This window comes from Muricauda sp. MAR_2010_75, from assembly GCF_000745185.1.
Lineage (GTDB): Bacteria > Bacteroidota > Bacteroidia > Flavobacteriales > Flavobacteriaceae > Flagellimonas.
Window position 1 is genome coordinate 4141116 of sequence record NZ_JQNJ01000001.1, and the last position, 23200, is coordinate 4164315.

The 23200-nt window shown below is 43.4% G+C and carries 19 protein-coding genes; 12 read left to right on the plus strand and 7 right to left on the minus strand.

Annotated elements, in window-relative coordinates; genetic code table 11:
- Positions 1-10 precede the first annotated feature (10 nt).
- Genes FG28_RS18695 through FG28_RS18720 form a run of 6 tightly spaced genes read left to right on the plus strand, consistent with a single transcriptional unit; the run spans position 11 to position 5261 of the window.
- Positions 11-1153: an ABC transporter substrate-binding protein gene (locus FG28_RS18695; protein WP_231562655.1), complete on the plus strand. Its 1143-nt coding sequence runs from the start codon at positions 11-13 to the stop codon at positions 1151-1153.
- A complete protein-coding gene (locus FG28_RS18700; protein WP_036385527.1) occupies positions 1154-2185 on the plus strand; it encodes an iron ABC transporter permease in 1032 nt (343 codons plus the stop codon).
- On the plus strand, positions 2185-2964 hold the full coding sequence (locus FG28_RS18705) for an ABC transporter ATP-binding protein (RefSeq protein ID WP_036385529.1): 780 nt from the start codon (positions 2185-2187) through the stop codon (positions 2962-2964). The genes FG28_RS18700 and FG28_RS18705 overlap by 1 nt, the downstream gene beginning before the upstream one ends.
- A 60-nt stretch (positions 2965-3024) precedes the next feature.
- Positions 3025-4347 (plus strand): DNA recombination protein RmuC, encoded by a 1323-nt coding sequence (gene rmuC / locus FG28_RS18710; RefSeq protein ID WP_036385531.1) that lies wholly within the window; start codon positions 3025-3027, stop codon positions 4345-4347.
- Positions 4348-4350: 3 nt separating this feature from the next.
- Positions 4351-4719: a hypothetical protein gene (locus tag FG28_RS18715; RefSeq protein ID WP_036385535.1), complete on the plus strand. Its 369-nt coding sequence runs from the start codon at positions 4351-4353 to the stop codon at positions 4717-4719.
- Positions 4716-5261, plus strand: a complete 546-nt coding sequence (locus tag FG28_RS18720) for an acyl-CoA thioesterase (RefSeq protein ID WP_036385537.1) — start codon at positions 4716-4718, stop codon at positions 5259-5261. The genes FG28_RS18715 and FG28_RS18720 overlap by 4 nt, the downstream gene beginning before the upstream one ends.
- Here FG28_RS18720 and pgl read toward each other — a convergent pair.
- A complete protein-coding gene (gene pgl, locus FG28_RS18725; protein WP_036385539.1) occupies positions 5242-5967 on the minus strand; it encodes a 6-phosphogluconolactonase in 726 nt (241 codons plus the stop codon). The genes FG28_RS18720 and pgl overlap by 20 nt on opposite strands.
- A 66-nt stretch (positions 5968-6033) precedes the next feature.
- Positions 6034-7563, minus strand: a complete 1530-nt coding sequence (gene zwf / locus FG28_RS18730; protein WP_036385541.1) for a glucose-6-phosphate dehydrogenase — start codon at positions 7561-7563, stop codon at positions 6034-6036.
- A gap of 163 nt (positions 7564-7726) precedes the next feature.
- On the opposite strand from zwf, the gene gndA reads away from it, so the two are divergent.
- The 3 genes from gndA to FG28_RS18745 all read left to right on the plus strand — a co-directional run bounded on the left by gndA (position 7727) and on the right by FG28_RS18745 (position 11768).
- A complete protein-coding gene (gene gndA, locus FG28_RS18735) occupies positions 7727-9136 on the plus strand; it encodes an NADP-dependent phosphogluconate dehydrogenase (RefSeq protein WP_036385543.1) in 1410 nt (469 codons plus the stop codon).
- 27 nt (positions 9137-9163) lie between these two features.
- Positions 9164-11194, plus strand: a complete 2031-nt coding sequence (locus FG28_RS18740) for a S9 family peptidase (RefSeq protein WP_036385545.1) — start codon at positions 9164-9166, stop codon at positions 11192-11194.
- An 82-nt stretch (positions 11195-11276) separates the two neighbouring features.
- A complete protein-coding gene (locus tag FG28_RS18745; RefSeq protein ID WP_036385547.1) occupies positions 11277-11768 on the plus strand; it encodes a DUF4440 domain-containing protein in 492 nt (163 codons plus the stop codon).
- A 130-nt stretch (positions 11769-11898) separates the two neighbouring features.
- Here the strand turns inward: FG28_RS18745 and FG28_RS18750 are convergent, their stop codons facing one another.
- From FG28_RS18750 to FG28_RS18765, 4 genes are all read right to left on the minus strand, one after another.
- Positions 11899-13326: a TolC family protein gene (locus FG28_RS18750; protein ID WP_231562656.1), complete on the minus strand. Its 1428-nt coding sequence runs from the start codon at positions 13324-13326 to the stop codon at positions 11899-11901.
- Positions 13316-16582 (minus strand): efflux RND transporter permease subunit, encoded by a 3267-nt coding sequence (locus FG28_RS18755; RefSeq protein ID WP_036385551.1) that lies wholly within the window; start codon positions 16580-16582, stop codon positions 13316-13318. The genes FG28_RS18750 and FG28_RS18755 overlap by 11 nt, the downstream gene beginning before the upstream one ends.
- Before the next feature lie 24 nt (positions 16583-16606).
- On the minus strand, positions 16607-17689 hold the full coding sequence (locus tag FG28_RS18760) for an efflux RND transporter periplasmic adaptor subunit (protein ID WP_036385553.1): 1083 nt from the start codon (positions 17687-17689) through the stop codon (positions 16607-16609).
- Between the two features lie 149 nt (positions 17690-17838).
- Entirely contained in the window at positions 17839-18243 is a 405-nt protein-coding gene (locus tag FG28_RS18765) for a hypothetical protein (protein ID WP_036385554.1), read from the minus strand.
- Positions 18244-18469: 226 nt separating this feature from the next.
- On the opposite strand from FG28_RS18765, the gene FG28_RS18770 reads away from it, so the two are divergent.
- The 3 genes from FG28_RS18770 to FG28_RS18780 all read left to right on the plus strand — a co-directional run bounded on the left by FG28_RS18770 (position 18470) and on the right by FG28_RS18780 (position 20239).
- Positions 18470-19045, plus strand: coding sequence for a Crp/Fnr family transcriptional regulator (locus FG28_RS18770; RefSeq protein ID WP_036385556.1), 576 nt, complete (start codon positions 18470-18472; stop codon positions 19043-19045).
- Between the two features lie 66 nt (positions 19046-19111).
- On the plus strand, positions 19112-19552 hold the full coding sequence (locus tag FG28_RS18775; RefSeq protein ID WP_036385558.1) for a carboxymuconolactone decarboxylase family protein: 441 nt from the start codon (positions 19112-19114) through the stop codon (positions 19550-19552).
- Between the two features lie 105 nt (positions 19553-19657).
- Positions 19658-20239, plus strand: coding sequence for a hypothetical protein (locus FG28_RS18780; RefSeq protein ID WP_036385560.1), 582 nt, complete (start codon positions 19658-19660; stop codon positions 20237-20239).
- A gap of 38 nt (positions 20240-20277) precedes the next feature.
- On the opposite strand, the gene carB is transcribed toward FG28_RS18780, so the two are convergent.
- Positions 20278-23130 (minus strand): carbamoyl-phosphate synthase large subunit, encoded by a 2853-nt coding sequence (gene carB / locus FG28_RS18785; RefSeq protein WP_036385562.1) that lies wholly within the window; start codon positions 23128-23130, stop codon positions 20278-20280.
- Between the last annotated feature and the right edge of the window lie 70 nt (positions 23131-23200).

Consider the following 23200-nt stretch of genomic DNA (forward strand, 5'->3'; position numbering starts at 1 on the left):
AAAAAATCAGTTGCAAAATCTCTTATTAAGCGGATTCTTGTTTGCAATTCTCATTAGTTGTGGTGAGAAAAAAAAGCCTGTTCCCCTTGAACAAAATGGCTCAGAATCCGGGATGCACTATGCCACTGGTTTTTCCATCCAAAAGAACGCTGACTATACCGAGATTACGGTCATTTCGGCTTGGCCTGGAGCCGAAAAAAGTTTTACCTACGCCTTGGTACCCAGAGAGAAATTGCCATCCATGTCATTCCCAAGAGATGCCTATGATGCCATCATCGCCACTCCCGTAGAGCGTATGGTGGTCACTTCCACCACCCACATTCCTTCTTTGGAAGCACTGGGCGTTTTGAATATGGTGGTCGGATTTCCCAATACAGACCTTATTTCCTCAGAAGAAGCCCGAAAATTAGTGGACGATGGACAGATAAAAGAATTGGGCACCAATGAGAACATCAATACGGAAATGGTGCTGGAACTCAATCCCGAAATGGTAATGGGTTTCGGAATAAACGATACCAACAAGGCATACAGCACAATCCAACAGTCTGGAATCGCTGTGGTATATAACGGGGATTGGGTGGAACAAACCCCTTTGGGAAAAGCGGAATGGATCAAATTCTTTGCTCCTTTCTTTCAAAAAGAAAAGGAAGCGGACCGTATTTTTTCGGAAATTGAGACATCTTATAAAGAAGCAAAAACCTTGGCGCAACAAGCAACGGAAAAACCTACTGTCCTCACGGGCGGACTCTATAAAGATGTTTGGTATGTGGCCGGAGGAAAAAGCTGGATGGCGCAATTTTTAACCGATGCCAATGCGGATTACATTTGGGATGAAACCGAAAACACAGGGAGTATCGGACTTAGTTTGGAGGCCGTGCTTGAGAAAGGTCAGCAGGCCGATTTTTGGTTCAATCCCTCCTCCCATACTACGTATGAAGAGGTGAAGCAGGCCAATGCACACTATCAACAATTTAGGGCATTTTCCAAAAAAAACATCTATTCCAATGCAATGGAAAAAGGTGCGAAAGGTGGACTGATTTTCTACGAATTGGCCCCACAACGACCTGATTTGGTCCTAAAAGACCTGATTCACATTTTACACCCCGATTTACTGCCTGATTACGAACCGTATTTCTTTAAACCCTTGCGCTAAATGCACACGCCAAAATCATATCGGTTTTCTTTTGTGCTGATTCTTGTGGCCTTATTGCTAGCATGGCTGTTGAACATAAGCTCGGGGTCGGTTGCCATTCCTTTTGGTGCAACGTTATCTTCCTTGCTTGGTAACCCGGTGGATGTGGCTTCGTGGCAGTACATTATTTGGGAGTATCGTATCCCCAAGGCATTCACTGCCATTTTAGTAGGTGGTGGATTGTCTTTGAGCGGATTGTTGATGCAGACTTTATTTCGAAATCCCTTGGCGGGACCTTTTGTTTTGGGAATTAGCTCCGGGGCAAGCTTGGGCGCTGCACTTTTGCTGATGGGCACTTCACTACTTACAGGATTGACCTCCATCGCTTTTTTAAGTGATATTTCATTGGCCATTGCCGCCAGTGTGGGCAGTTTTTTGGTGTTGCTTGTTGTGATGCTGGTGGCACAGCGCATCAAAGATACCATGGCGCTATTGATCATTGGGTTGATGTTTGGTAGCATTACTTCGGCCCTAGTAAGTGTTTTGGCCTATTTTTCCAGCGCGGAAAGCCTACAACGTTTTATTTTTTGGTCCTTTGGAAGCGTGGGTGACCTCACTTCGGAACAGGTATTCCTTTTAGGAGGTATTGTACTCTTGGGAACCTTGCTTTGCATTTTGTCCATTAAGGCATTGAATGCTTTTTTACTGGGAGAAAATTATGCATTGAGTCTTGGGGTTTCTCTAAAAAAATCAAGGTTGCTCATCATCATCGCCACAGGGCTGTTGGCAGGGGGTGTAACTGCTTTTGCCGGTCCCATAGCTTTTGTGGGGTTGGCCGTACCCCATCTCACCCGACAAATTTTTGATACCATGGAACATCGTATCCTGATTCCTGCCGTATTTTTATATGGCGCTATTTTGATGTTGTTGTGTGACACACTGGCCCAGTTGCCCAACACCGCCAATGTATTGCCCATCAACGCGATTACTTCATTGGTCGGGGCCCCAGTGGTGATATGGCTTTTGGTACGAAAACGAAAAATGATGTTCTAATGTCCGAACAGAAGGATTCCATAATCGAAGTGAAAGAATTAGCCGTTGGTTACGGCTCCAAAACGGTAGCACAAAACATAAACTTCACCCTAGAACCTGGGGTGCTCTGTGGCATTGTGGGAGTCAATGGTATTGGGAAGTCTACTTTATTGCGATCCATGGCCAACTTTCAGCCAAAATTAGGCGGCAGTATTGAAATCAAAAACAAGTTGCTGGAAAAACATCCGCCCTCAGAATTGGCGGAAAAGCTAAGCGTAGTGTTAACGGAACAACTCGCTTCCAAGAATCTGACCGTTCAGGAATTGATTGCCTTGGGGCGGCAACCCTATACCAATTGGATTGGCACTTTGACACCTAAAGACAAGGAACATATCCAAAGAAGTATGGATGCCTTTTTATTGGAAAAACTTCGCCACAATAAATGCCATGAGCTAAGTGATGGCCAATTGCAACGCGTGCTGATTGCCAGGGCCATGGCGCAGGATACCCCTCTCATCCTGCTGGATGAGCCTACCACACACTTGGACCTCTACCATAAGGTGCAGATTTTGAAATTGCTTCAACAACTGGCCCATCAAAATGAAAAAACCATCATCTTTACTACACATGAGATCGATTTGGCCATTCAGCTGTGTGATAAAATCCTGATTTTGGACGGCAATGCCAACCCCTTTGGCGACCCTTGTGAACTAATTGAACAAAAGCATTTTGAGCGATTATTTCCTTCGGAAATGGTACAGTTTGATGCCAAGACCGGTTCGTTTAAAGTGAATAAGTAAGTTCGTTTTCCCTTCATTTCATCGATTGGAATCCGTTATCTTTATCCTGCAAAAATTATTATGAGCAGCGAATTGATTTACCTTGTTGTTGGAGTATTGGCCTTAGCCATAGGACTTTTTGTGGGTATTTACATCCAAAAATTAAAGACCAAATCCAACGAAACCGTTTGGAAGGAATTGGAAATTAAATCCAAGGAGCAAGAACTTGTCTTGAAAAATGAATTAAAAGAATTTCAAGAAAAAAAGTCAAATCTAGAAATAGCATTGGTAAGAGAAGAAGCCAAATCCAGCAATTTGGAAATAAAACTTTCCGAGCAAAAGGAAGAATTGGAAAAGTTGCAGGAAAAATTCACCAAAGAGTTTGAAAACCTGGCCAACAAAATCTTGGATGAAAAAAGCGAGAAATTCACCAAGAGCAACAAAGAGAACATTGAAAATATTCTGAACCCACTCAACAAAAAAATAAAAGAGTTCGAGGAAAAAGTTGTAAAATCCCAACAAGAAAATTTTGGATTACACTCGTCTTTAAAGCAACAATTGCTCGACTTACGTAGTCAAAATCTGAAAATTACCCAGGAGGCCGAAAATCTCACCAAAGCTTTGAAGGGCGACAGTAAAATGCAAGGGAACTGGGGAGAGGTAATCTTGACAAGAATTTTGGAGAAATCTGGGTTGACAAAAGATCGGGAATACACCCTTCAGGACAGTTTTAAAGATGAGGAAGGCAAAAGATACCAAACTGATGTTCTTATTCATTTGCCCGATGGAAAGAAAATGATTGTGGACAGTAAAGTTTCCATTGTTCATTTTGAACGATATGTTTCAGAAGAAGATGAAAAACAAAAAGAGCTCCACTTAAAGCAGCATATAGATTCCATCAAAAGGCATGTGGAGGAGCTTAACAAAAAAAACTATCAGCTTTTAATAGACGAAAGCCCCGATACGGTTTTTATGTTCATACCCACAGAACCCGCTTTTGCCATTGCTTCTGCTTTTGAACCCAATTTATATGAAGATGCGTTTGTTAAGGATATCATTATTGTAACCCCTTCCACGCTGTTGGCGGCATTAAAATTGGTAGACAACCTTTGGAAGAATGACAAACAAAAAAGATTTGCCATAGAAATTGCCACTGAAGCAGGTAAACTTTACGATTCGTTTACCAATTTGACAGACGATCTCTTGAAAGTTGGTAATCAAATTGGAACGGTCCAAAACACCTATCAAAGCGCCATGAAAAAATTGACAGGTCGTGGAAATTTGATCAAAAAAGTGGAAAACTTGAAAATATTGGGGGCGAAAGCAAGCAAGAGCATTGATGAAAAATTATTAAAACGTGCCCTAGAGGATGACTCTGATGACAACCTAAAACTTGAACCTTAATCTGTGAAAAAGATTCTATTTATCATCATTTCTGTCATTGTGCTTGGGGCAGTGGGTTATTTTGCCTTTATCTACTACGTGCCCTATAGTGAAGGGTACCGCTCCGGAGAACTTATCAAATTCAGCCGTAAAGGGGTTTTGGTCAAGACTTGGGAAGGGCAAATCAGCCAAGGGCTTTCCGGGACCAATGTGTTTTCCTTTTCTGTCGAGGACAAGGAAGAGGAAATCATAGAAAAAATGAAAGAATATCAAGGGCATTATATAAAAGTGACGTACAAAGAACGGTATGCCACCTTTTTCTGGTTAGGCGATACCAAATATTTCATTACCGAAGTACAGACCGAAAAATCCCCATTATTTAGAAACCAATGAGAAAATTTAAGTCGTCCCGGGAAAGTAGGGTCGCCATAACGGAACTGATGCTTCCCTCCCATTCCAATTTTGGCGGGAAGGTACACGGAGGGCACATTCTTAATCTTATGGACCAAATTGCCTTTGCATGCGCTTCCAAGCACTCGCAGAGTTACTGTGTTACCGCATCTGTGAATCGGGTAGATTTTTTAAACCCCATTGATGTTGGGGAATTGGTAACCTTGAAAGCTTCCATCAACTATACCGGAAAAACCTCCATGGTGGTTGGGGTTAGAGTTGAATCTGAAAATGTGACCACCGGAGAAGTAAAGCATTGTAACTCCTCCTATTTCACCATGGTGTCCAAAGGGAAGGATGGTAAAAACAAAACAGTTCCTGGATTGATCCTAAAAACCAAACAGGATATCCGCCGGTTTGCCCGAAGCAAGGAACGGAAACAGTCCGCGTTCAGTCGCGATAACAAGTACGAATCCACCAACTTTAAGGTAAACGAGTTTTTGGAGTTTTTGGAAGGGGAAAATGCTAAGATGGATTTGGATTAAGGTCTGCTGCCGCGTCCTTATCCAAGAACCAAACCAGATTTCCAGATTTTGGGTCAACCAATGCGGCCGGATAATCCTTTGAACCTTCTGTTTTTTCAACAACAGCTTTGACCTTTTCTGCTTTTGATGCACCTGTCACCAAAAAAGCCACTTCCTTGGCCGTATTGATGACCTTTCCATTAATGGAAACCCTGTTTTGACCAGAATCGGGATGCGTGGCCACCACACAATGGTCTTCCACGTTCCATAAATTAATTTGATGCGGAAAAATGGAGGCGGTATGTCCGTCATCACCCATGCCCAAAATGACCAAATCAAATTGGGGCGTGCCTTCTATCTCATCCAAATTGATTTCCAACAGATTGGCATAACAAATAGCTTCTGTTTTAGGCTCTTCTTCTCCTCTGATTCTATGGATATTGGCTTCAGGTACCTCAATTTTCGAAAACAAGTGCTCCATGGTCATTTTGTAGTTGCTTTCATCATCCGTGGGAGGCACACAACGCTCATCGCCCCAATAAAAATGGACTTTGTTCCAATCCACTTTATCGGAAAAGTGCTCCGTCAATACATCAAACACAATCTTTGGGGTGCTTCCTCCTGACAGCGCTACATGAAATACCTTCCCTGTATTGGCTTTCTCCACAAAATAGGCAGAAAACTGTTCCGCTACTTCTTGTCTATCCTTATAAATTCTTAAGTCCATAATAATTACAATTCAGTCCTAACTCCTAACTCCTAACTCCTAACTCCTAACTCCTAACTCCTAAAACTAACAAATCACACAATAGCCTGGATCATCAGCCAAGTTTTCTCCCGGATTACGCCAAATTCCATTTCCATCAATTAAATCGTCAGCATTCTCAGGGCCCCAAACCCCAGCGGCATACCCATACATCCGTACATCCTCCCCACTTTTCCAATAGTTAAGGATAGGATCCACGAATTCCCACGCGGCCTCCACCTCATCAGCTCTAGCGTATAGTGTAGCATCGCCCTGCATGGCATCCAACAACAGTCGCTCATACGCTTCCATAACATAGGTTTCTGCCAAACTGGAATAGTAAAAGTCCATATTGGCACGCTCCACTTTAAAGCCCTGGCCGGGCACCTTCACGCCAAACTTGATTAAAATACCTTCATCAGGCTGGATTCGGATAACCAATTTATTATCGCGGTGCATCCCCGATTCCTGAAAAATTTGGTGGTGGGGCTCCTTAAAGTGAATCACAATTTCCGTAACCTTGGTAGGCATACGCTTGGCCGTTCGCACATAAAAAGGGGTGCCGTGCCAACGCCAATTATCCACATAGAATTTAATGGCTGCATAGGTTTCCGTGGTGGAATTGGGGTCTACCCCATCCTCTTCGCGATAGCCTTTTACCTTCTTGCCACTGACTTCGGAGGCTACGTATTGAGCTCGAATAGTATTATCGAACAAGGTCTTTTCATCTTTCATAACCCGAAGTGATTTTAAGGCCTTCACCTTCTCATTCCGAATTTCCTCGGGTTGGTCTCCGATAGGAGGTTCCATCACCACCAAGGAAACCAACTGCAATAAATGGTTTTGGAACATATCCCGTAGCGCCCCAGATTTGTCATAATAGCCTCCCCGTTTTTCCACCCCTACGCTCTCGGCATTGGTAATCTCCACATGATGAATGTAGTTTCGGTTCCAAAGGGGTTCAAAAATGCTGTTGGAAAAACGCGTAACCAACAAGTTCTGTACGGTTTCCTTTCCCAAATAATGGTCGATACGATAAATCTGGTGTTCCTCAAAAAATCGGTGCAGTCCCTTGTTCAGTTTTTGTGCTGTTTCCAAACTGTACCCAAACGGTTTTTCCACAATCAGACGTTTCCAACCATGGTTTTGGGTGTTCATTTCTGCATCGGCTAGGTTTTTGGCCACGGTTTCATACAATGTAGGAGGTGTTGAAAGGTAGTAAATGATATTCCCCGAAGTATTGTGCTTATCCTTCAGTTCCTCAACACGCTTTCTCAAGTCCCCATAATCCGTATCATAATCCGCACCTAAATCCTCATAATAGAGCATATTGGCAAAACTATTGGCTTTTTCGATTCCAGCATCTTTGATTTTATCTTTCAGATACGGGCTTTTGTGGACCACTCTGTCCCTAAAATCGGCATCGTTTAAATTACTCCGACTGGCACCCAACACCACAAAATTCTTGGGAAGGTGTCCAGCCAAATAGAGATTGAACAGGCCGGGTATCAGTTTTCTCGCTGTTAAGTCGCCCGATGCCCCAAAAATTACCAGCATCTGGTTGTCAGTCTTCTTCATAACAATATGGGTTTTGCTGCTTGAGTCTACAAAATTGCCCTTTCATTTCTTCATGGGGCCATTATTATTTGAGCGTAACGAATATAAGGTTTATTTTAGGTTCAGATTTCAATTAATGGCCTACTTAGCGAAGTCTTAACGTAAGAGGTTAAAAATAAAGAACATGACAAAGAAGTATGATTTTGGGCTGGTTGGCCTTGGCGTAATGGGACGCAATTTTATTTTGAATGTGGCGGATAATGGGTTTACCGCTTTTGGAAATGACTTGGATGATGAAAAAGTGAATGCCTTGATCTCTGAAGGTGGAAATACGGAAAAGGTAGATGCCTCCACCGATGTAAAAACCTTTGTGGATGCACTCGCCACCCCTAGAAAAATTATGCTATTGGTCCCTGCTGGAAAGGTGGTGGACATTGTCATTGAAAGTTTGCTACCCCATTTGGACAAAGGCGATATTATTATTGATGGAGGAAACTCTTTTTTCACCGATACAGACCGACGCGAGGCCTATCTAAAAGAAAAAGGCATCAACTTTTTTGGTGCTGGCGTCTCTGGTGGTGCAAAAGGTGCGCGATTGGGACCCAGTATCATGCCGGGTGGGTCACGTGATGCCTATCAACATGTAAAACCCATTTTTGAAGCTGTGTCCGCCAAATACAAGGGAGAACCTTGCGTAGCTTATTTGGGTCCGAAATCGGCCGGAAACTATGTGAAGATGGTGCATAACGGCATTGAATATGGGTTGATGCAACTCACTTCGGAAATCTATGACCTCCTGAAAAAAGCAGGTGGACTCTCCAACGAAGAACTCCACGAAACGTATTCAACTTGGAATGAAGGTCGATTACAATCCTTTTTGGTGGAAATCACTTCAGAAATCTTTGAACAGAAGGATAATTTGGGGGACGGCCATCTCGTCGATAAAATATTGGACAAGGCCAAACAGAAAGGAACCGGAAAATGGACTTCCCAAAATGCGATGGATCTTGGTATTCCCGTTCCCACTATAGATGTGGCAGTAAGCATGCGCGAAATCTCAGCCTTAAAGGACGAGCGTGTCAAAGCAGACGAATTGTATGATCGACCCACGCCAAAAGCAGTAAATAAAATTGATTTTACCAGCAAAGCGGAACAGGCATTGTATTTTGCCTTTATCATTACCTATGCGCAGGGCATGCACCAATTGGCCGATGCTTCCAAAGAGTATGGCTACGAACTGGAATTGGGTGAAATTGGTAAAATCTGGCGAGCTGGGTGCATCATCCGTGCGGCCTTGTTGGCGGACATTACCGAGGCCTACCAAGCGAATGAAAACTTGGAGAATTTGTTGCTCTCCCCCTCCTTTGTGGAAAAAGTTCAAGAAACCGTGGCCGCAGCTCGGGAATTGGTCGCCTATGGTGCCACCAACGGTATTCCCCTACCCGGACTCTCCAATGCCCTTACGTATTTTGATGCCTACACCAGTAGTCAACTGCCGTTGAACCTGATTCAGGCGCAGCGCGACTATTTTGGTTCACATACCTATGAGCGTGTAGATAAAGAAGGGATTTTCCATACGGAGTGGGAGGAATAAACTAGATAACCAACTAAACCCAACAAAATGAAAAAACTACTCAACCTAATGCTCTTTGTCGCCCTTATCCCTTTGGGATATGGCCAAGTGCAGTCCAACTTGGAACTCTTGGACATCTTTAACATGGAAATGGTCACCGACCCACAAATTTCACCAGATGGTTCCAAAATCATCTATGTTCGAAATTTTAAGGATGTCATGACCGATAAAAACCTATCCAACCTTTGGATCGTGAATTTTGATGGTTCCAACAACCGCCCATTGACCACTGGAAACCACAACGATTTCTATCCCAGATGGTCACATGATGGTTCCAAAATCATTTTTAAGTCGAATAGGGCTGATGATAAAATGAAACTCTACCTGATGTGGTTGGACACCAAGGAAACCATGGCCTTGACCAATACGCCGCAGACCCCCGGGCAGGTTTCTTGGTCTTATGACGATAAGTATTTAGCCTTCAGCATGTTTATACCAAAAGAAAACCCTTCTATTGTGAAGCTTCCAGCCAAACCTGAAGGAGCGAAATGGAATGACCCGCCCAAGTACATTGACCAAATGAACTATCGTGGGGATGGGCAAGGCTACTTGAAAGGTGGAAACACACAATTGTTTACGTTACCTATCAGTGGAGGTACTCCCAAACAGCTCACCTTTACCGATTTTGACCATGGAGGCCCAATTTGGTCCAAAGACAATTCCCATTTGTATTTCAGTGCCAATTTCCACGAGGATGAGGAATTTAAACCAGCCAATAGCGAAATCTACAGCATTAGCGTTTCCGATGGCAAGATTACACCCCTAACCGACCGTTTTGGTCCCGATGGGAACCCCGTTTTGTCACCAGATGGATCTAAAATTGCGTATTTGGGCTATGACGATAAATTTCAGGGCTATCAATTGACCGAATTATATGTCATGAATTCAGACGGCAGCGGTTCGCAGTTGATTTCTGGAAATTTTGACCGTGATGTGGAGGACATGGCCTGGAACAGCAAGGGCAATGGCTTTTATTTTAGCTATACGGATCAGGGAATGGGCAAATTGGCTTCCATGAGCTTGTCCGGTGCTGTTGAAGACATTACCGATGAATTAGGTGGTCTTAATTTGGGAAGACCCTACAACGGTGCCAGTTTTTCGGCTTCAACCAATGGGAAATTTGCATATACCTACGGTACCACAAAACATCCTGCAGATTTAGCAGTGGTGGATTCCAAAAAGAACAAAAAACGACTTACCGCACTGAATGATGACCTCTTTGCCTTCAAAAATTTGGGCAATGTGGAGGAAATTTGGTGGGAGTCCTCCTATGACCAACGTAAAATTCAGGGTTGGGTCGTAACCCCTCCAGATTTTGACCCTTCCAAAAAATATCCGATGATCTTGGAAATCCACGGTGGTCCCTTTCAAAGTTATGGGGCGGTGTATTCAGCAGAAATACAGGCGTATGCTGCTGAAGGCTACGTGGTGCTCTATTCCAACCCCAGGGGAAGTACCAGCTACGGGGAGGAATTTGGGAACCTCATCCACCATGACTATCCAAATCATGATTATGACGACTTAATGTCGGGAGTGGATGCAGTGCTGGCTAAAGGTTATGTGGATGAAAATAATCTTTTTGTGACCGGAGGTAGTGGCGGTGGTGTGCTTACCGCATGGATCGTGGGCAAAACAAATCGATTTAAAGCTGCTGTTGTGGCCAAACCCGTCATCAACTGGACCAGCTTTGTGTTGTATGCCGATGCCCTGCCCTTTTTCTCCAAATATTGGTTTGGGAAAAAACCTTGGGAAGACCCAGAAAATTACATGCGACGTTCTCCATTGACCTATGTAGGCAATGTGACCACGCCCACCATGCTCATGACTGGTGAAGAAGATTATCGCACACCGATCGCGGAATCTGAACAATTTTATGCTGCACTGAAATTGCAAAATGTGGAAACGGCCATGGTTCGAATTCCGGGTGCCTCACATGGCATCGCCAACAGACCTAGCAATTTAATAGCAAAAATTGCAAGTGTTTTGGCTTGGTTTGAAAAATATAAAGACAAGGATTAAAATTAAGAAAACCACCTTTTTTTCAGAATACTAAGAATCAGTATATTACTGCTTCATTAAACACCAACCTTAAATTAGTAGTATGAAGAAAATTGTTTTTCCATTGACATTTCTTGTTTTAGCCTGTAATCAAACTCCGAAGGATACTGAGGTTACAACGGAAGAACCCGTTATTGAAACCATTGATGTTGCCGCAGAAGTAGAGGCCATCAATCAACTTCGTTCATCCTTTCAACAGGCCATCAAAGAAAAAAGGTACGGCGATCTGCCCCAGTATGCCACAACAGATATGAAGGGAGTTTCCCCTGGTAGTGCTGATTGGCTGGAATACAAAAAACAACGTGAAGCCCGCTTGGGAAAATTCAGCTATGATAGCATCATCATGACTCCAGAGGAAACCGTTGTGGTAAGTGATTCCGTTGCCTATGATTACGGTACCAGTAAAGTATACTATACCAATGATAAAGGTGAGTCGGTTGAATTACAAGATACTTTTATCGTCATTCTTAAAAAAGATAAGGAGGATAATCAATGGAAGATACACCGCGAGGTGGCTTCAGCCATTGTAGAATGAGCGTTTCGCATGTTCAAAAAAATTAGAAAGCCCATGTTACAATTGTAGCATGGGCTTTCACTTTTGAGATGACCGATAGCCTTATAAGTAGGCATAACAACAACACTATCAATCCTAGATTCAGGGCACTCTAGTTCCAGCCGCCGCCCAAGGCCCGGTACATGGTAACCTGGGCCAATAGCTGGTCTTTTTTGGTCTCTACCAGTTCCATTCTGGACTCCAATGCCTCACGCTGTGCCAACAACACCTCAATGTATTCCACCCTAGCGGATTGGAACAAACGTGTGGATAGGTCGATGGATTCCGTTAGGGCTTGCACTTGACCGTTTTTTAATTCATAGCTCATTTTTAGATTGTCGATGTTGGACAACTGATTGGCCACTTCGATATACGCATTTAAAATGGCCTTCTCGTATTCGTACACCGCTTGCAATTGTCGGTCTGTGGCATTCTTGTACTGCGCTTTTATCGCATTTCTGTTGATCAACGGCGCTACCATATCCCCCATGACCGAATACAACACGGACTCTGGGGTGGTGGTCAAATACTTCGTGTCAAATGCTTGCAATCCTGCTCCCGCCTTAATAGTGAATTGGGGATAAAAACTGGCTCTGGCCGCTTTAGTGTCCAATTTGGCTGCTGCCAATTCAAATTCCGCTTGACGCACATCTGGGCGGTTTTGCAACAATTGCGAAGGTATCCCCGCGTAGATGGTGTCAATGGACATATCAATGAAATTGTCCGATGTCCTCTGAATATGTTGGGGCGACCTACCGATCAAAAAATTAAGTCTGTTCTCCGTTTCCACGATTTCCTGTTGGATTTCATACTTATGGCTTTGGTTTTTCATCACCTCTGCCTGAAAACGTTTTACGGCCAACTCAGTCGCTCTAGCTGCCTGCTTCTGCAGTTTTACCATTTTTAAGGCATTCTGCTGTATTTCCAAGTTTTGGTCAATGATGGACAACTGATTGTCCAACGCCATCAACTCATAATAGGAGTCAGCAATCTCAGCCACCAAATTGGTCACCATGAAATTTTTGCCCTCAACACTGGACAGATATTCAAAAACAGCCGCTTTCTTCTCATTGCGCAACTTTTTCCATACATCCAGTTCCCAGGTGGCAAAGGCACCCACCATGTAATCGGTGAGCGGTTCGGGGAACTCCGCCCCTTCCTTTACTTCAAGGTTCTTTTCCACAGCCCCATTGCGGGTATATTCCCCCACTTTTTCAACTTCAGCACCTGCTTGGATGTTCACAAAAGGTAAGTACTCTCCTTTTTTGGCCTGAATGCCATTCTTGGCTATATCCACCTGTTGAAGCATAATGTTCAACTCTTGGTTGTTTACCAAAGCAGTATCAATCAACGCAACGAGGTTTGGGTCTTTAAAAAAGTCCTTCCATTGCACCAAGCCTGTATTTGTGGTATCGGTGGACTGATTCTGATATTGCTCGGGAACAGAAGTGCTTTCATCCCGAATCTCTCGCGTGGGCACACAAGAATACAGGGCCACTACAGCGAGAACACCTATCACATATGATTTACTATTCTTCATCTTTCTTCCCTTTTTTCTTATTGTTTCCATTTCTTGTGGTCATTTTTTTCAAAAGTCGATTTACTTCACGCAAACGCGCCCGAAGTTTACTATCATCTCTGGTTTTGAAGAACTCTTCGGAAATTGGCTCATCATGTTCATCCCGAATAAGGCTCTTGCCTTCGGCCATTTTGGCGAAGATGAAATAGAGACCGGGAATCACCAATACCCCAAATACAGTACCTATGAGCATCCCACCCAGAGCAGAACCACCAATGGTTCGGTTTCCAATGGCTCCTGCACCTGTGGCCACCACCAACGGAATCAACCCGGCGATAAAGGCGAAGGAGGTCATCAAAATAGGTCTGAAACGCTGTTTGGAACCTTCAATCGCCGCAGCCAAGATGGTGGCGCCCTGTCGATGCTTCTGCACCGCAAACTCCACAATCAATACCGCGTTTTTACCCAACAGTCCCACCAGCATAATCATACCAATCTGAGCGTAAACGTCGTTACTCAATCCCATCAATTTCAATAAGAAAAAGGAACCGAAGACCCCAACCGGAAGGGACAAAATCACTGCAAGGGGCAACAAGAAACTTTCATATTGGGCGGCCAATACGAGGTACACGAAAATCAATACTACAATAAAGATGTAGATGGATTCATTACCACGTTGAGCCTCATCATAGGAAAGTCCCTCCCAAGCAATATCGTAACCTCTTGGCAGACTCTCCTCGGCCACTTCCTGAATGGCTTTAATGGCATCCCCACTGGTATACCTGGCGGCGGGAAGTCCCCGAATGGCTGCCGAGTTATAGAGGTTGTAACGTGTGATCTCATTAGGTCCGAGTTTCTTCTCCATGGTCATGAAGGCCGAATAAGGGACCATTTCGCCCTCTTCGTTCTTCACAAACAACTTCTCAAGATCTGAGGGCAGTGCTCGGTATTCTGGAGCGGCTTGGGTATACACCTTAAAGAAGCGTCCAAAACGGATGAAACCTTGTTCATAGGTACTACCAATGAGAATGTTCAGGTTTTCCATGGCCTTACCAATGGAGACCCCTTTTTGCATAGCTGCTTTATTGTTGATTTTCAGTTCGTACTGCGGATAATTCGCTGCGAAGAAGGTGAACAAACCTGTCAATTCCTTACGTTCTCGTAGCGCATCCATAAACTCATTGTTGATACGTTCAAACTCATGGTAGTCTGTACCGTTGGTCTTATCCAACAACCGCAATGAAAAACCACCGGAAGAACCAAAACCGGGAACTGCTGGCGGTTCAAAATACTCGATGACCGCACCTAAGTCTTTGGTCTCCTCCTCCAACTCTTCCATAATCTCATGTACGGAGTGTTCCCGTTGCGACCATGGTTTTAAGTTGATGAGGCAAGTACCTGCATTGGAACCACGACCTTCAGTCATGATTTCATATCCCGCCAAAGAGGAAACGGATTCAACCCCTTCGGTCTCTTCACATATTTTTTGAAGTTTTCGGGCCACCTCATTGGTCCGTTCCAACGTAGCTCCGGGAGGGGTTTGGATGATAGCGTAGATCATTCCTTGGTCTTCATTGGGGATAAATCCAGCAGGCAACACCTGATTGGTAAAGAAGATTCCCGCACAGAAGGCCAACAACACTCCAAAAGTGACCACCCTTCGATTCACAATCTTGTTCAGAACACCGACATATCTTCCGGTAAGTTTTTCAAATTTGGAGTTGAACCAATCGATGAAACGGTTTACAGGCGATTTTCTTCGTGGCTTGCCATGGGTATTTTTCAACATCATGGCACAGAGGACCGGGGTCAAGGTCAAAGCCACAATAGCCGAAATGACAATGGATCCTGCCATGGTAATGGAGAACTGTCGATAGAACACTCCAACGGGTCCGGTCATAAATGAAATCGGGATAAACACCGAGGTCATTACCAAGGTAATGGCAATAATGGCCCCTCCAATTTCACCCAACACCTCATAGGAAGCTTTGTAGGGTGTGAGATTTTCCTCATGCATCTTCACGTGTACGGCCTCAACTACCACAATGGCATTGTCCACCACAATACCAATCGCCAATACGAGAGCGAACAGGGTAATCAGGTTGATGGACAGTCCAAAGAGCTGCATTACAAAGAAGGCCCCAATCAAGGAAACGGGTACGGCGATAATGGGAATCAAGGTAGAACGCCAATCGCCCAAAAACAGGAACACCACAATCGCTACCAGAATAAAGGCATCCCGTAGCGTATGGAGTACTTGTTCTATGGAAGCATCCAAAAAGTTGGATACGTCATAACTGATCTTGTAATCGATTCCCGGAGGCATTTCCGCTTCCAGTTCCTTTAATTTGTCCTTTACCGATGCGATGACATCGCTACCATTGCTGCCAAAAGTTTGTTTCAATACGATGGATGCCGATGGTTTACCATCTAGGTTGGAGTAAATATCAAAGAATTCACTTCCGAGTTCCACATCGGCCAAATCGCCCAATTTCAAGATTTCTCCCTCCTCATTGGCCTTAATGATGATGTCTTTGTACTGTTCCGGTTCACTATATCGGTCCTGGTAGACCAAAACGTATTCGAGAGATTGGGCTTTTTTACCAGAGCTTCGTCCCAATCGGCCTGGACGTGCCAAAATACTTTGGTCTTCCATGGCCTCCAGAATTTCCTCTGCGGATACATTGTACGCCCGCATACGGTCTGGTTTCAACCAAACGCGCATGGCAAATTTTCGGCTACCCAAGATCTGGGCACTGGCAATACCATTGATTCGCTGTATTTCAGGAATCATTTTGGTGTAGGCATAGTTGTAAAGGAATTTTTCGTCGTTGTTCTTGGCGTCACTGTATAGGTTCACGTACATCAACATACTGGGCTGTACGGGGGTAATGATGACACCTTCACGCTGCACCAACTCGGGAAGCAGCGGCATTACCTGATCCACCCGGGTCTTTACCCGAACCACCGCTTGGTTGGGGTCAGTTCCCGGTTCAAAAATCACACGCAATGTACCTTCCCCAGCACTAGTGGCATCGGAGGCAATATATCGCATGCCCTGTACCCCATTTATGGAGGTTTCCAAAGGAATAAGGGTCGATTTCACCAACACGTCCGCGCTTGATCCAGGGTAGGCGATAAAAATATTGACGGTGGTTGGTGCAATCTGTGGAAACTGCGATATGGGCAATTGCTTTATAGCGAGTAGACCGGTAAAGACAATGATCACTGAGATCACTATTGCCAAAACAGGCCTATGAATAAATTTTTTAAACATCTGTTAGAAGATTATGGGATTGTTCTACTCCGTGTATAACTCTAAGTTGGACAGGATCTCCTCGGGCTTCTCGAAATCGTAATGAATCTTTTCGCCATTTCGCACCATTCGGATTCCTTCCAACAACACCTTATCATTTTCCGACAATCCTTTTTCCACAACAAAAAGATGTGGTAGCTCTGCCCCTACGATAATCTCGCGTTGTTGCACCTTGTCATCCTTGTCCAAAACGAAAACATATTTTTTGTCCAAGACCTCAAACGTGGCCTTTTGTGGAATGAGCATGGCGTTATCCAGTGGGACTCTCATTAAAATGCTGCCCGTCTCACCATGACGAAGAATGCCATCTGGATTATCAAAAGTGGCCCGGAAAGCAATGTTTCCTGTCTCATTGTTGAATTCCCCCTCAATGGTTTCCACGATACCGGATTGGTTAAATTTCCTGTTGTTGGCCATAAGCAAATCCACAGATGGTTTGGTATCCTTATTAGCACTGGTGATGTAATCCAAGTACTCCGCTTCGGGCACGTTGAAATAGACCCACATTTTACTGTTATCAGAAAGTGTGGTCAAGAGTTCACCTTCATCCAAAAGGCTTCCCTCCCTTACTTCCAAGTGGTCCATAATGCCGTCAAATGGGGCTCGTATATCCGTGAACCCTAAATGGGTCTCGGCCAAGGTCACTTCGGCTTTTGCCCTATCGTATTCAGCCTTTGCCATGGCCAATTCATTTTCGGAAACTACATTGCCATCAGCCAACAACTTGGTGTTCTTGTACTGTATTTCGGCCACTTCAGCCTCTGCTTTGGCCTTTTGTAAATCCGCTTCGTACACATTGGGCATAATGTGAAACATCTGTTGGCCCTTTTTTACATGCTGGCCTTCATCCACAGAAATGTGCTGTAAATATCCTTTCTCCAGAGCCCTGAGCTCAATATGTCTAATGGAATGGATTTGGCACACATAGTCTTTGGTAATGGAAGTGTCCTTTTTAATGGGACTGCTCACTAGGAATTTGGTCTCGTCCTTTTTTTCGTGTTTTTTGGACTCGCAGCTTGAATGGCAAAGCAATACAAACAAGCCAATGAACATGGGAATTCTCCTCATAATGTTACAGGTTTAATAAATTGGTGTTGAGATGTATGGTAGGAAGGTCCAAATCCATTATAGCATGAACCCGCCCAGAGTATTGAATAGTATTCAATGGGTTGATGAAAAGTGGCCAATGAGATATGGGCCTACTTTAGAAGTGAATTCTATATTCTAAAGACTTGAAATTGAATATGCCTCTTAAAGGGCGTGGTGATTGAAGTAGGTTGGGAAAACCCAAGATTTATTTCAAGTTCACGAAATTCTTGCCCAGAAACAGAGGCATAAAAAAAGGCAGTGAAGTAACTGCCAAATTGGAAATCTGAATTATAAGGTGCAAGATCTTCGTCTCTTTCCTCTTGCTCCTCAACATCGGTTATCTCAACAAAAAGGCTTTTTTCAAAACCTATATGAGCAGTGTCCACAGTAGTGTGGTCAAGATACTGATGCGCTACATAACAAGCGCTCCCATCATTTATATTGTCTTGGTCATCAGCATATAAATGATTGATGAATCCACCCAACAATAGGATGCAGAGGGGGAACAAATATCTTTTGAACGCTTTTTTCATTTGGGCAACAAAACTATGTCACTGGAACTATCCGCACAAATAGTCATTGTTAATTATGGTTAAAATTGCCACTGCTCCTATCATTTTTACAAAAAACCTTGTAATTTTTTCATATGGTTCAATTAACTGCAAAATTCTTTGGCTTGTTTTAACAAAAATTTATCCCTTTTCTGAAATGTGCTAAGAAAGTGCTTTGAAACACTTTCTTTTTATTTTTGAAACACCAATGTCAGAACAATTCTTTGCCCATATCAACAAGTTTATCCCGGTCAGTCATGAAGATTTTCAGGCAATCATTACATTTTTTGAATTCCAAAATGTCTTTAAAAAACAATTATTGCTTGAAGCAGGAAATTCCTGCACCCACAATTATTTTGTGCTCAATGGTTGTCTGCATATGTATTTTACCAATGAAAAGGGAGTGGAACGAACGGTTCAGTTTGCGATTGACAATTGGTGGATGACAGATGGCTTGGCCTATTTGAACCAAACTAGGACAGATTTTACTATTCAAGCTGTTGAGGACACTAAACTGCTATCAATTACTTTTGAAAAACAAGAGCAGTTGCTTAAAGAATTTCCACAAATGGAACGCTACTTTAGAATCATGTACCAAATTGGGTATGGTGCTTCCTTACGGAAAATGAAACACATGTTCGATTTTTCCAAAGAGGAAATCTACTTTCACTTTACCGAGCACTTTCCCGAATTTGCCCAACGCGTTCCCCAATATTTGATTGCTTCCTTTTTAGGGCTCACCCCTGAATATGTGAGCGAGATTCGGGCCAAAAAGCGTTCTTAAACCTGTTTAAGTTTTTTGGATAGGGCATGGAATACCTTCGTTCCAAATTCAAAAAACAAATAAACCATGGAAAAAAGAATTCAGATTGATGAAGTGGAACCCAAAGCTTTTAACGGCATGTTCGGCCTAGAAAAATATATGCAAGAGGGACAATTGAGCAAAATCCACTACGAGCTCATCAAGATAAGGGCCAGCCAAATCAATGGATGTGCATTTTGCATTAACATGCATACAGAAGAAGCCCTGAAACTGGGAGAAAATCCAAAACGTTTGCTTTTGTTGGATGCTTGGTGGGATACCGAACTGTATTCGGAAGAGGAGCAGGTCATTCTTAAAATTACCGAAGAAGTCACCTTGATCCATGAAAATGGATTAACACAGGAAACCTATCAAAAAGCTATTGAACTGTTTGATGAGAATTACCTTGCCCAAATCATTATGGCTGTGGTGACCATAAATGCATGGAACCGCATTGCCGTTAGCACCCATAAACCGCTTGAAGGATAGGGCTTACAATTGTAACAAATGGAGATGGCCCCGGTTTCGGGGCCTTTTTTATGGATTTCTGAATTAATTCCTTTATTTAGCCCCAACACTTTTTAAACCAAATCCATGAAAACAAAATTTATCCACCTACTTACGGCATGTATCGCTCTTACCCTGATTTCTTGTGGTGATGGCAAAAAGAAGAAAACAGATTCCACAACCAACAAGGTTGAATTCAACAAAATACATGTTGCTGATTATGAAATCAGTATTCCCAAGGATATGCAAAAGACTACTGCTTTGAACAGGGATGCCTCACTACAATATCAGAATATCCACAAAGAAATGTATACCATTGTTATTGATGAGCCCAAAAAAGAGTTTGTCGCCGCTCTAAACAAATTGGATTATGGGGATAAATTCAGTATTGCGCTTTATAGGGATATCCAATTAAAACGCTTGGCAGAACGAATGGAAATCACACATCAATCCAATCCATCTTCGATATCCATTAATGGACTTCATGCTGAAGCTGCAGAAATTGATGCCAAGGTGGATAACATTCCCGAAGAACTGAGTTATTTCTTAACTTTTATAGACGGAAAAAGCAAAATTTATATGATCATGTCCTGGACCTTGAAAAGCAAAAAACAGGAACATAAAAAAACCTTTGAAACGATTGCCGAATCTTTTAATATCAAAGACTAGTCGACCACTTCAAAGGTTTAACTTTTAATCTTTCGAGATTACTTACTCAAGTACATCTTTCTTCGGGAATACAAATTGTAGAATTCGTCGTCCTTGAGGCTGTCAATAAACAGAATGCTCTCTCCCGTACTCTTCATTTCCGGTCCTAGGTTTTTGTTCACGTTAGGGAACTTGTTGAATGAAAATACAGGCTGCTTTATGGCATAACCATCCAATTTTGGGTTGAATTTGAAATCTTTGATTTTCTTCTCGCCCAACATCACTTTGGTCGCAAAATTTACATACGGCTCACCATAGGCTTTGGCAATAAAGGGTACCGTTCTGGATGCCCTTGGATTGGCTTCAATGATGTAAACAATATCGTCTTTGATTGCAAACTGAATGTTGATCAACCCAACTGTATTCAAGGCCAGTGCAATTTTACGGGTATGGTCCTTGATCTGCTGCATAACAAACTCCCCAAGATTGAACGGAGGTAAGGTAGCATTGGAATCTCCTGAGTGTATCCCGCAGGGTTCAATATGTTCCATGATTCCGATGATGTAAACATCCTCTCCATCACAAATCGCATCGGCTTCCGCTTCAATGGCGCCATCCAAATAATGATCCAATAACAGTTTATTGTTTGGGATATTTCGCAGCAAATCCACTACGTGGACTTCCAATTCTTCTTTGTTGATTACAATTTTCATGCCTTGTCCTCCTAAAACATAGGATGGTCTCACCAAAAGGGGGAAGTTCAATTCATCAGCCAATTCCAAGGCTTCCTCAGCGGTTTCCGCCACTCCGAATCGTGGGTAAGGTATGCCATTGTCCTTCAACAATGTGGAGAAACTTCCCCTGTCTTCGGCCAAATCCAAGGATTTAAAGCTGGTACCAATGATATTAACTCCGTATTTATCCAATTTCTCGGCCAACTTCAGTGCAGTCTGGCCACCTAACTGTACAATTACGCCCTCAGGCTTTTCGTGTCGAATAATATCGTAGATATGCTCCCAGAAAACGGGCTCAAAATAGAGCTTGTCAGCCGTATCAAAATCCGTGGAAACGGTTTCGGGGTTACAGTTGATCATAATAGTTTCGTAACCGCATTCGGCAGCGGCCAAGACCCCATGCACACAGCAATAATCAAACTCTATTCCCTGTCCTATTCGGTTGGGACCCGACCCCAGTACAACAATCTTTTTCTTATCGGTCACCACACTGTCGTTTGCCACATAGCGCTCCCCTTCCGGCGTCTCAATTTCTTCCTCAAACGTGGAGTAGTAATATGGAGTGACGGCCTTAAACTCGGCGGCACAGGTATCTACTAATTTGTATACCCGGTTGATTCCCAAATCGGTACGTTTGGTGTGCACTTCGCTTTCATAGCAGTCCAACATGTGTGCTATCTGGCGGTCAGCAAAACCTTTTTGCTTGGCTTCCAAAAGCAGGGCTTTTGGCAGGCTTTCCACCGTATATTTTGAAATTTCCATTTCCAAGAAGTGTAGTTCTTCGTATTGTTTTAAGAACCACATATCTATCTTGGTGATGTCATGGATGCGCTTTAACGGAATCCCCAATTGAATGGCATCGTAGATGACAAAAACTCGGTCCCAACTGGGTACTTTTAATTTATGGATGATTTTTTCATAGTCCTTGTACCCTTTTCCATCGGCCCCTAAACCATTACGTTTGATTTCAAGGGATTGCGTGGCTTTGTGCAGGGCTTCTTGGAACGAGCGACCAATACCCATAACTTCCCCAACAGACTTCATCTGTAGCCCCAAGGTTCGGTCCGAACCTTCAAACTTATCAAAGTTCCATCTAGGAATTTTTACAATGACATAATCCAAAGTAGGCTCAAACAAGGCCGAAGTGGACTTGGTGATTTGGTTGTCCAATTCATCCAAGGTATACCCAATGGCCAATTTGGCCGCAATTTTTGCAATGGGATATCCCGTTGCTTTTGATGCCAATGCGGATGATCGGGAAACTCTTGGGTTAATCTCAATGGCAATGATATCTTCTTTTTCATCTGGGCTCACAGCAAACTGTACGTTACAACCTCCAGCAAAATCCCCGATGCTACGCATCATGTGGATGGCCATGTCCCGCATCCGTTGAAAAGTTCTGTCGGATAAAGTCATTGCGGGAGCTACAGTAATGGAGTCCCCTGTGTGGATGCCCATCGGGTCCATATTTTCGATAGTACAGATAATGACCACGTTATCATTTTTATCACGAAGCAGCTCCAATTCATATTCCTTCCAACCCATCAAAGCCTTGTCAATCATCACCTCGTGAATGGGTGATACTTCCAGACCATGGCTCAACATATCATCAAAATGTTCTGGGTCATAAACAATACCTGCCCCGGCCCCTCCAAGGGTGAACGAAGCACGGATTACCAAGGGAAAACCAAATTCCTGGGCAATTTCTTTTCCTTTTAAAAAGGATGTTGCCGATGCTTGTGGTGGCATTCCTATGCCAATTTTCAACATCAATTCCCTGAATTTCTCGCGGTCTTCTGTAATGTTGATGGCATCGATGTCCACACCGATGATCTCTACACCAAAATCTTCCCAAATACCTTTTTCATCGGCCTCAATACACAGGTTCAAGGCTGTTTGACCGCCCATTGTGGGCAAAACGGCATCTACATTGGGATGTTTCTTTAAAATCTCAACGATTGATTTGGTGGTCAAAGGTTTCAAATACACGTGGTCTGCCATGGCAGGGTCTGTCATGATCGTAGCCGGATTGCTGTTGATCAAGATAGTTTCAATACCGTCCTCACGAAGCGAGCGAAGTGCTTGGGAACCTGAATAATCGAACTCACATGCCTGACCAATGATGATAGGGCCAGAACCAATAATCAAAATGGATTTTAAATCTTTTCTTTTTGGCATTTCTATATAGGGTGTTACTCGTTTTTTTGTTGGTACGTCAAAAAAAAGGTGTTACTGGAAAAGTAACACC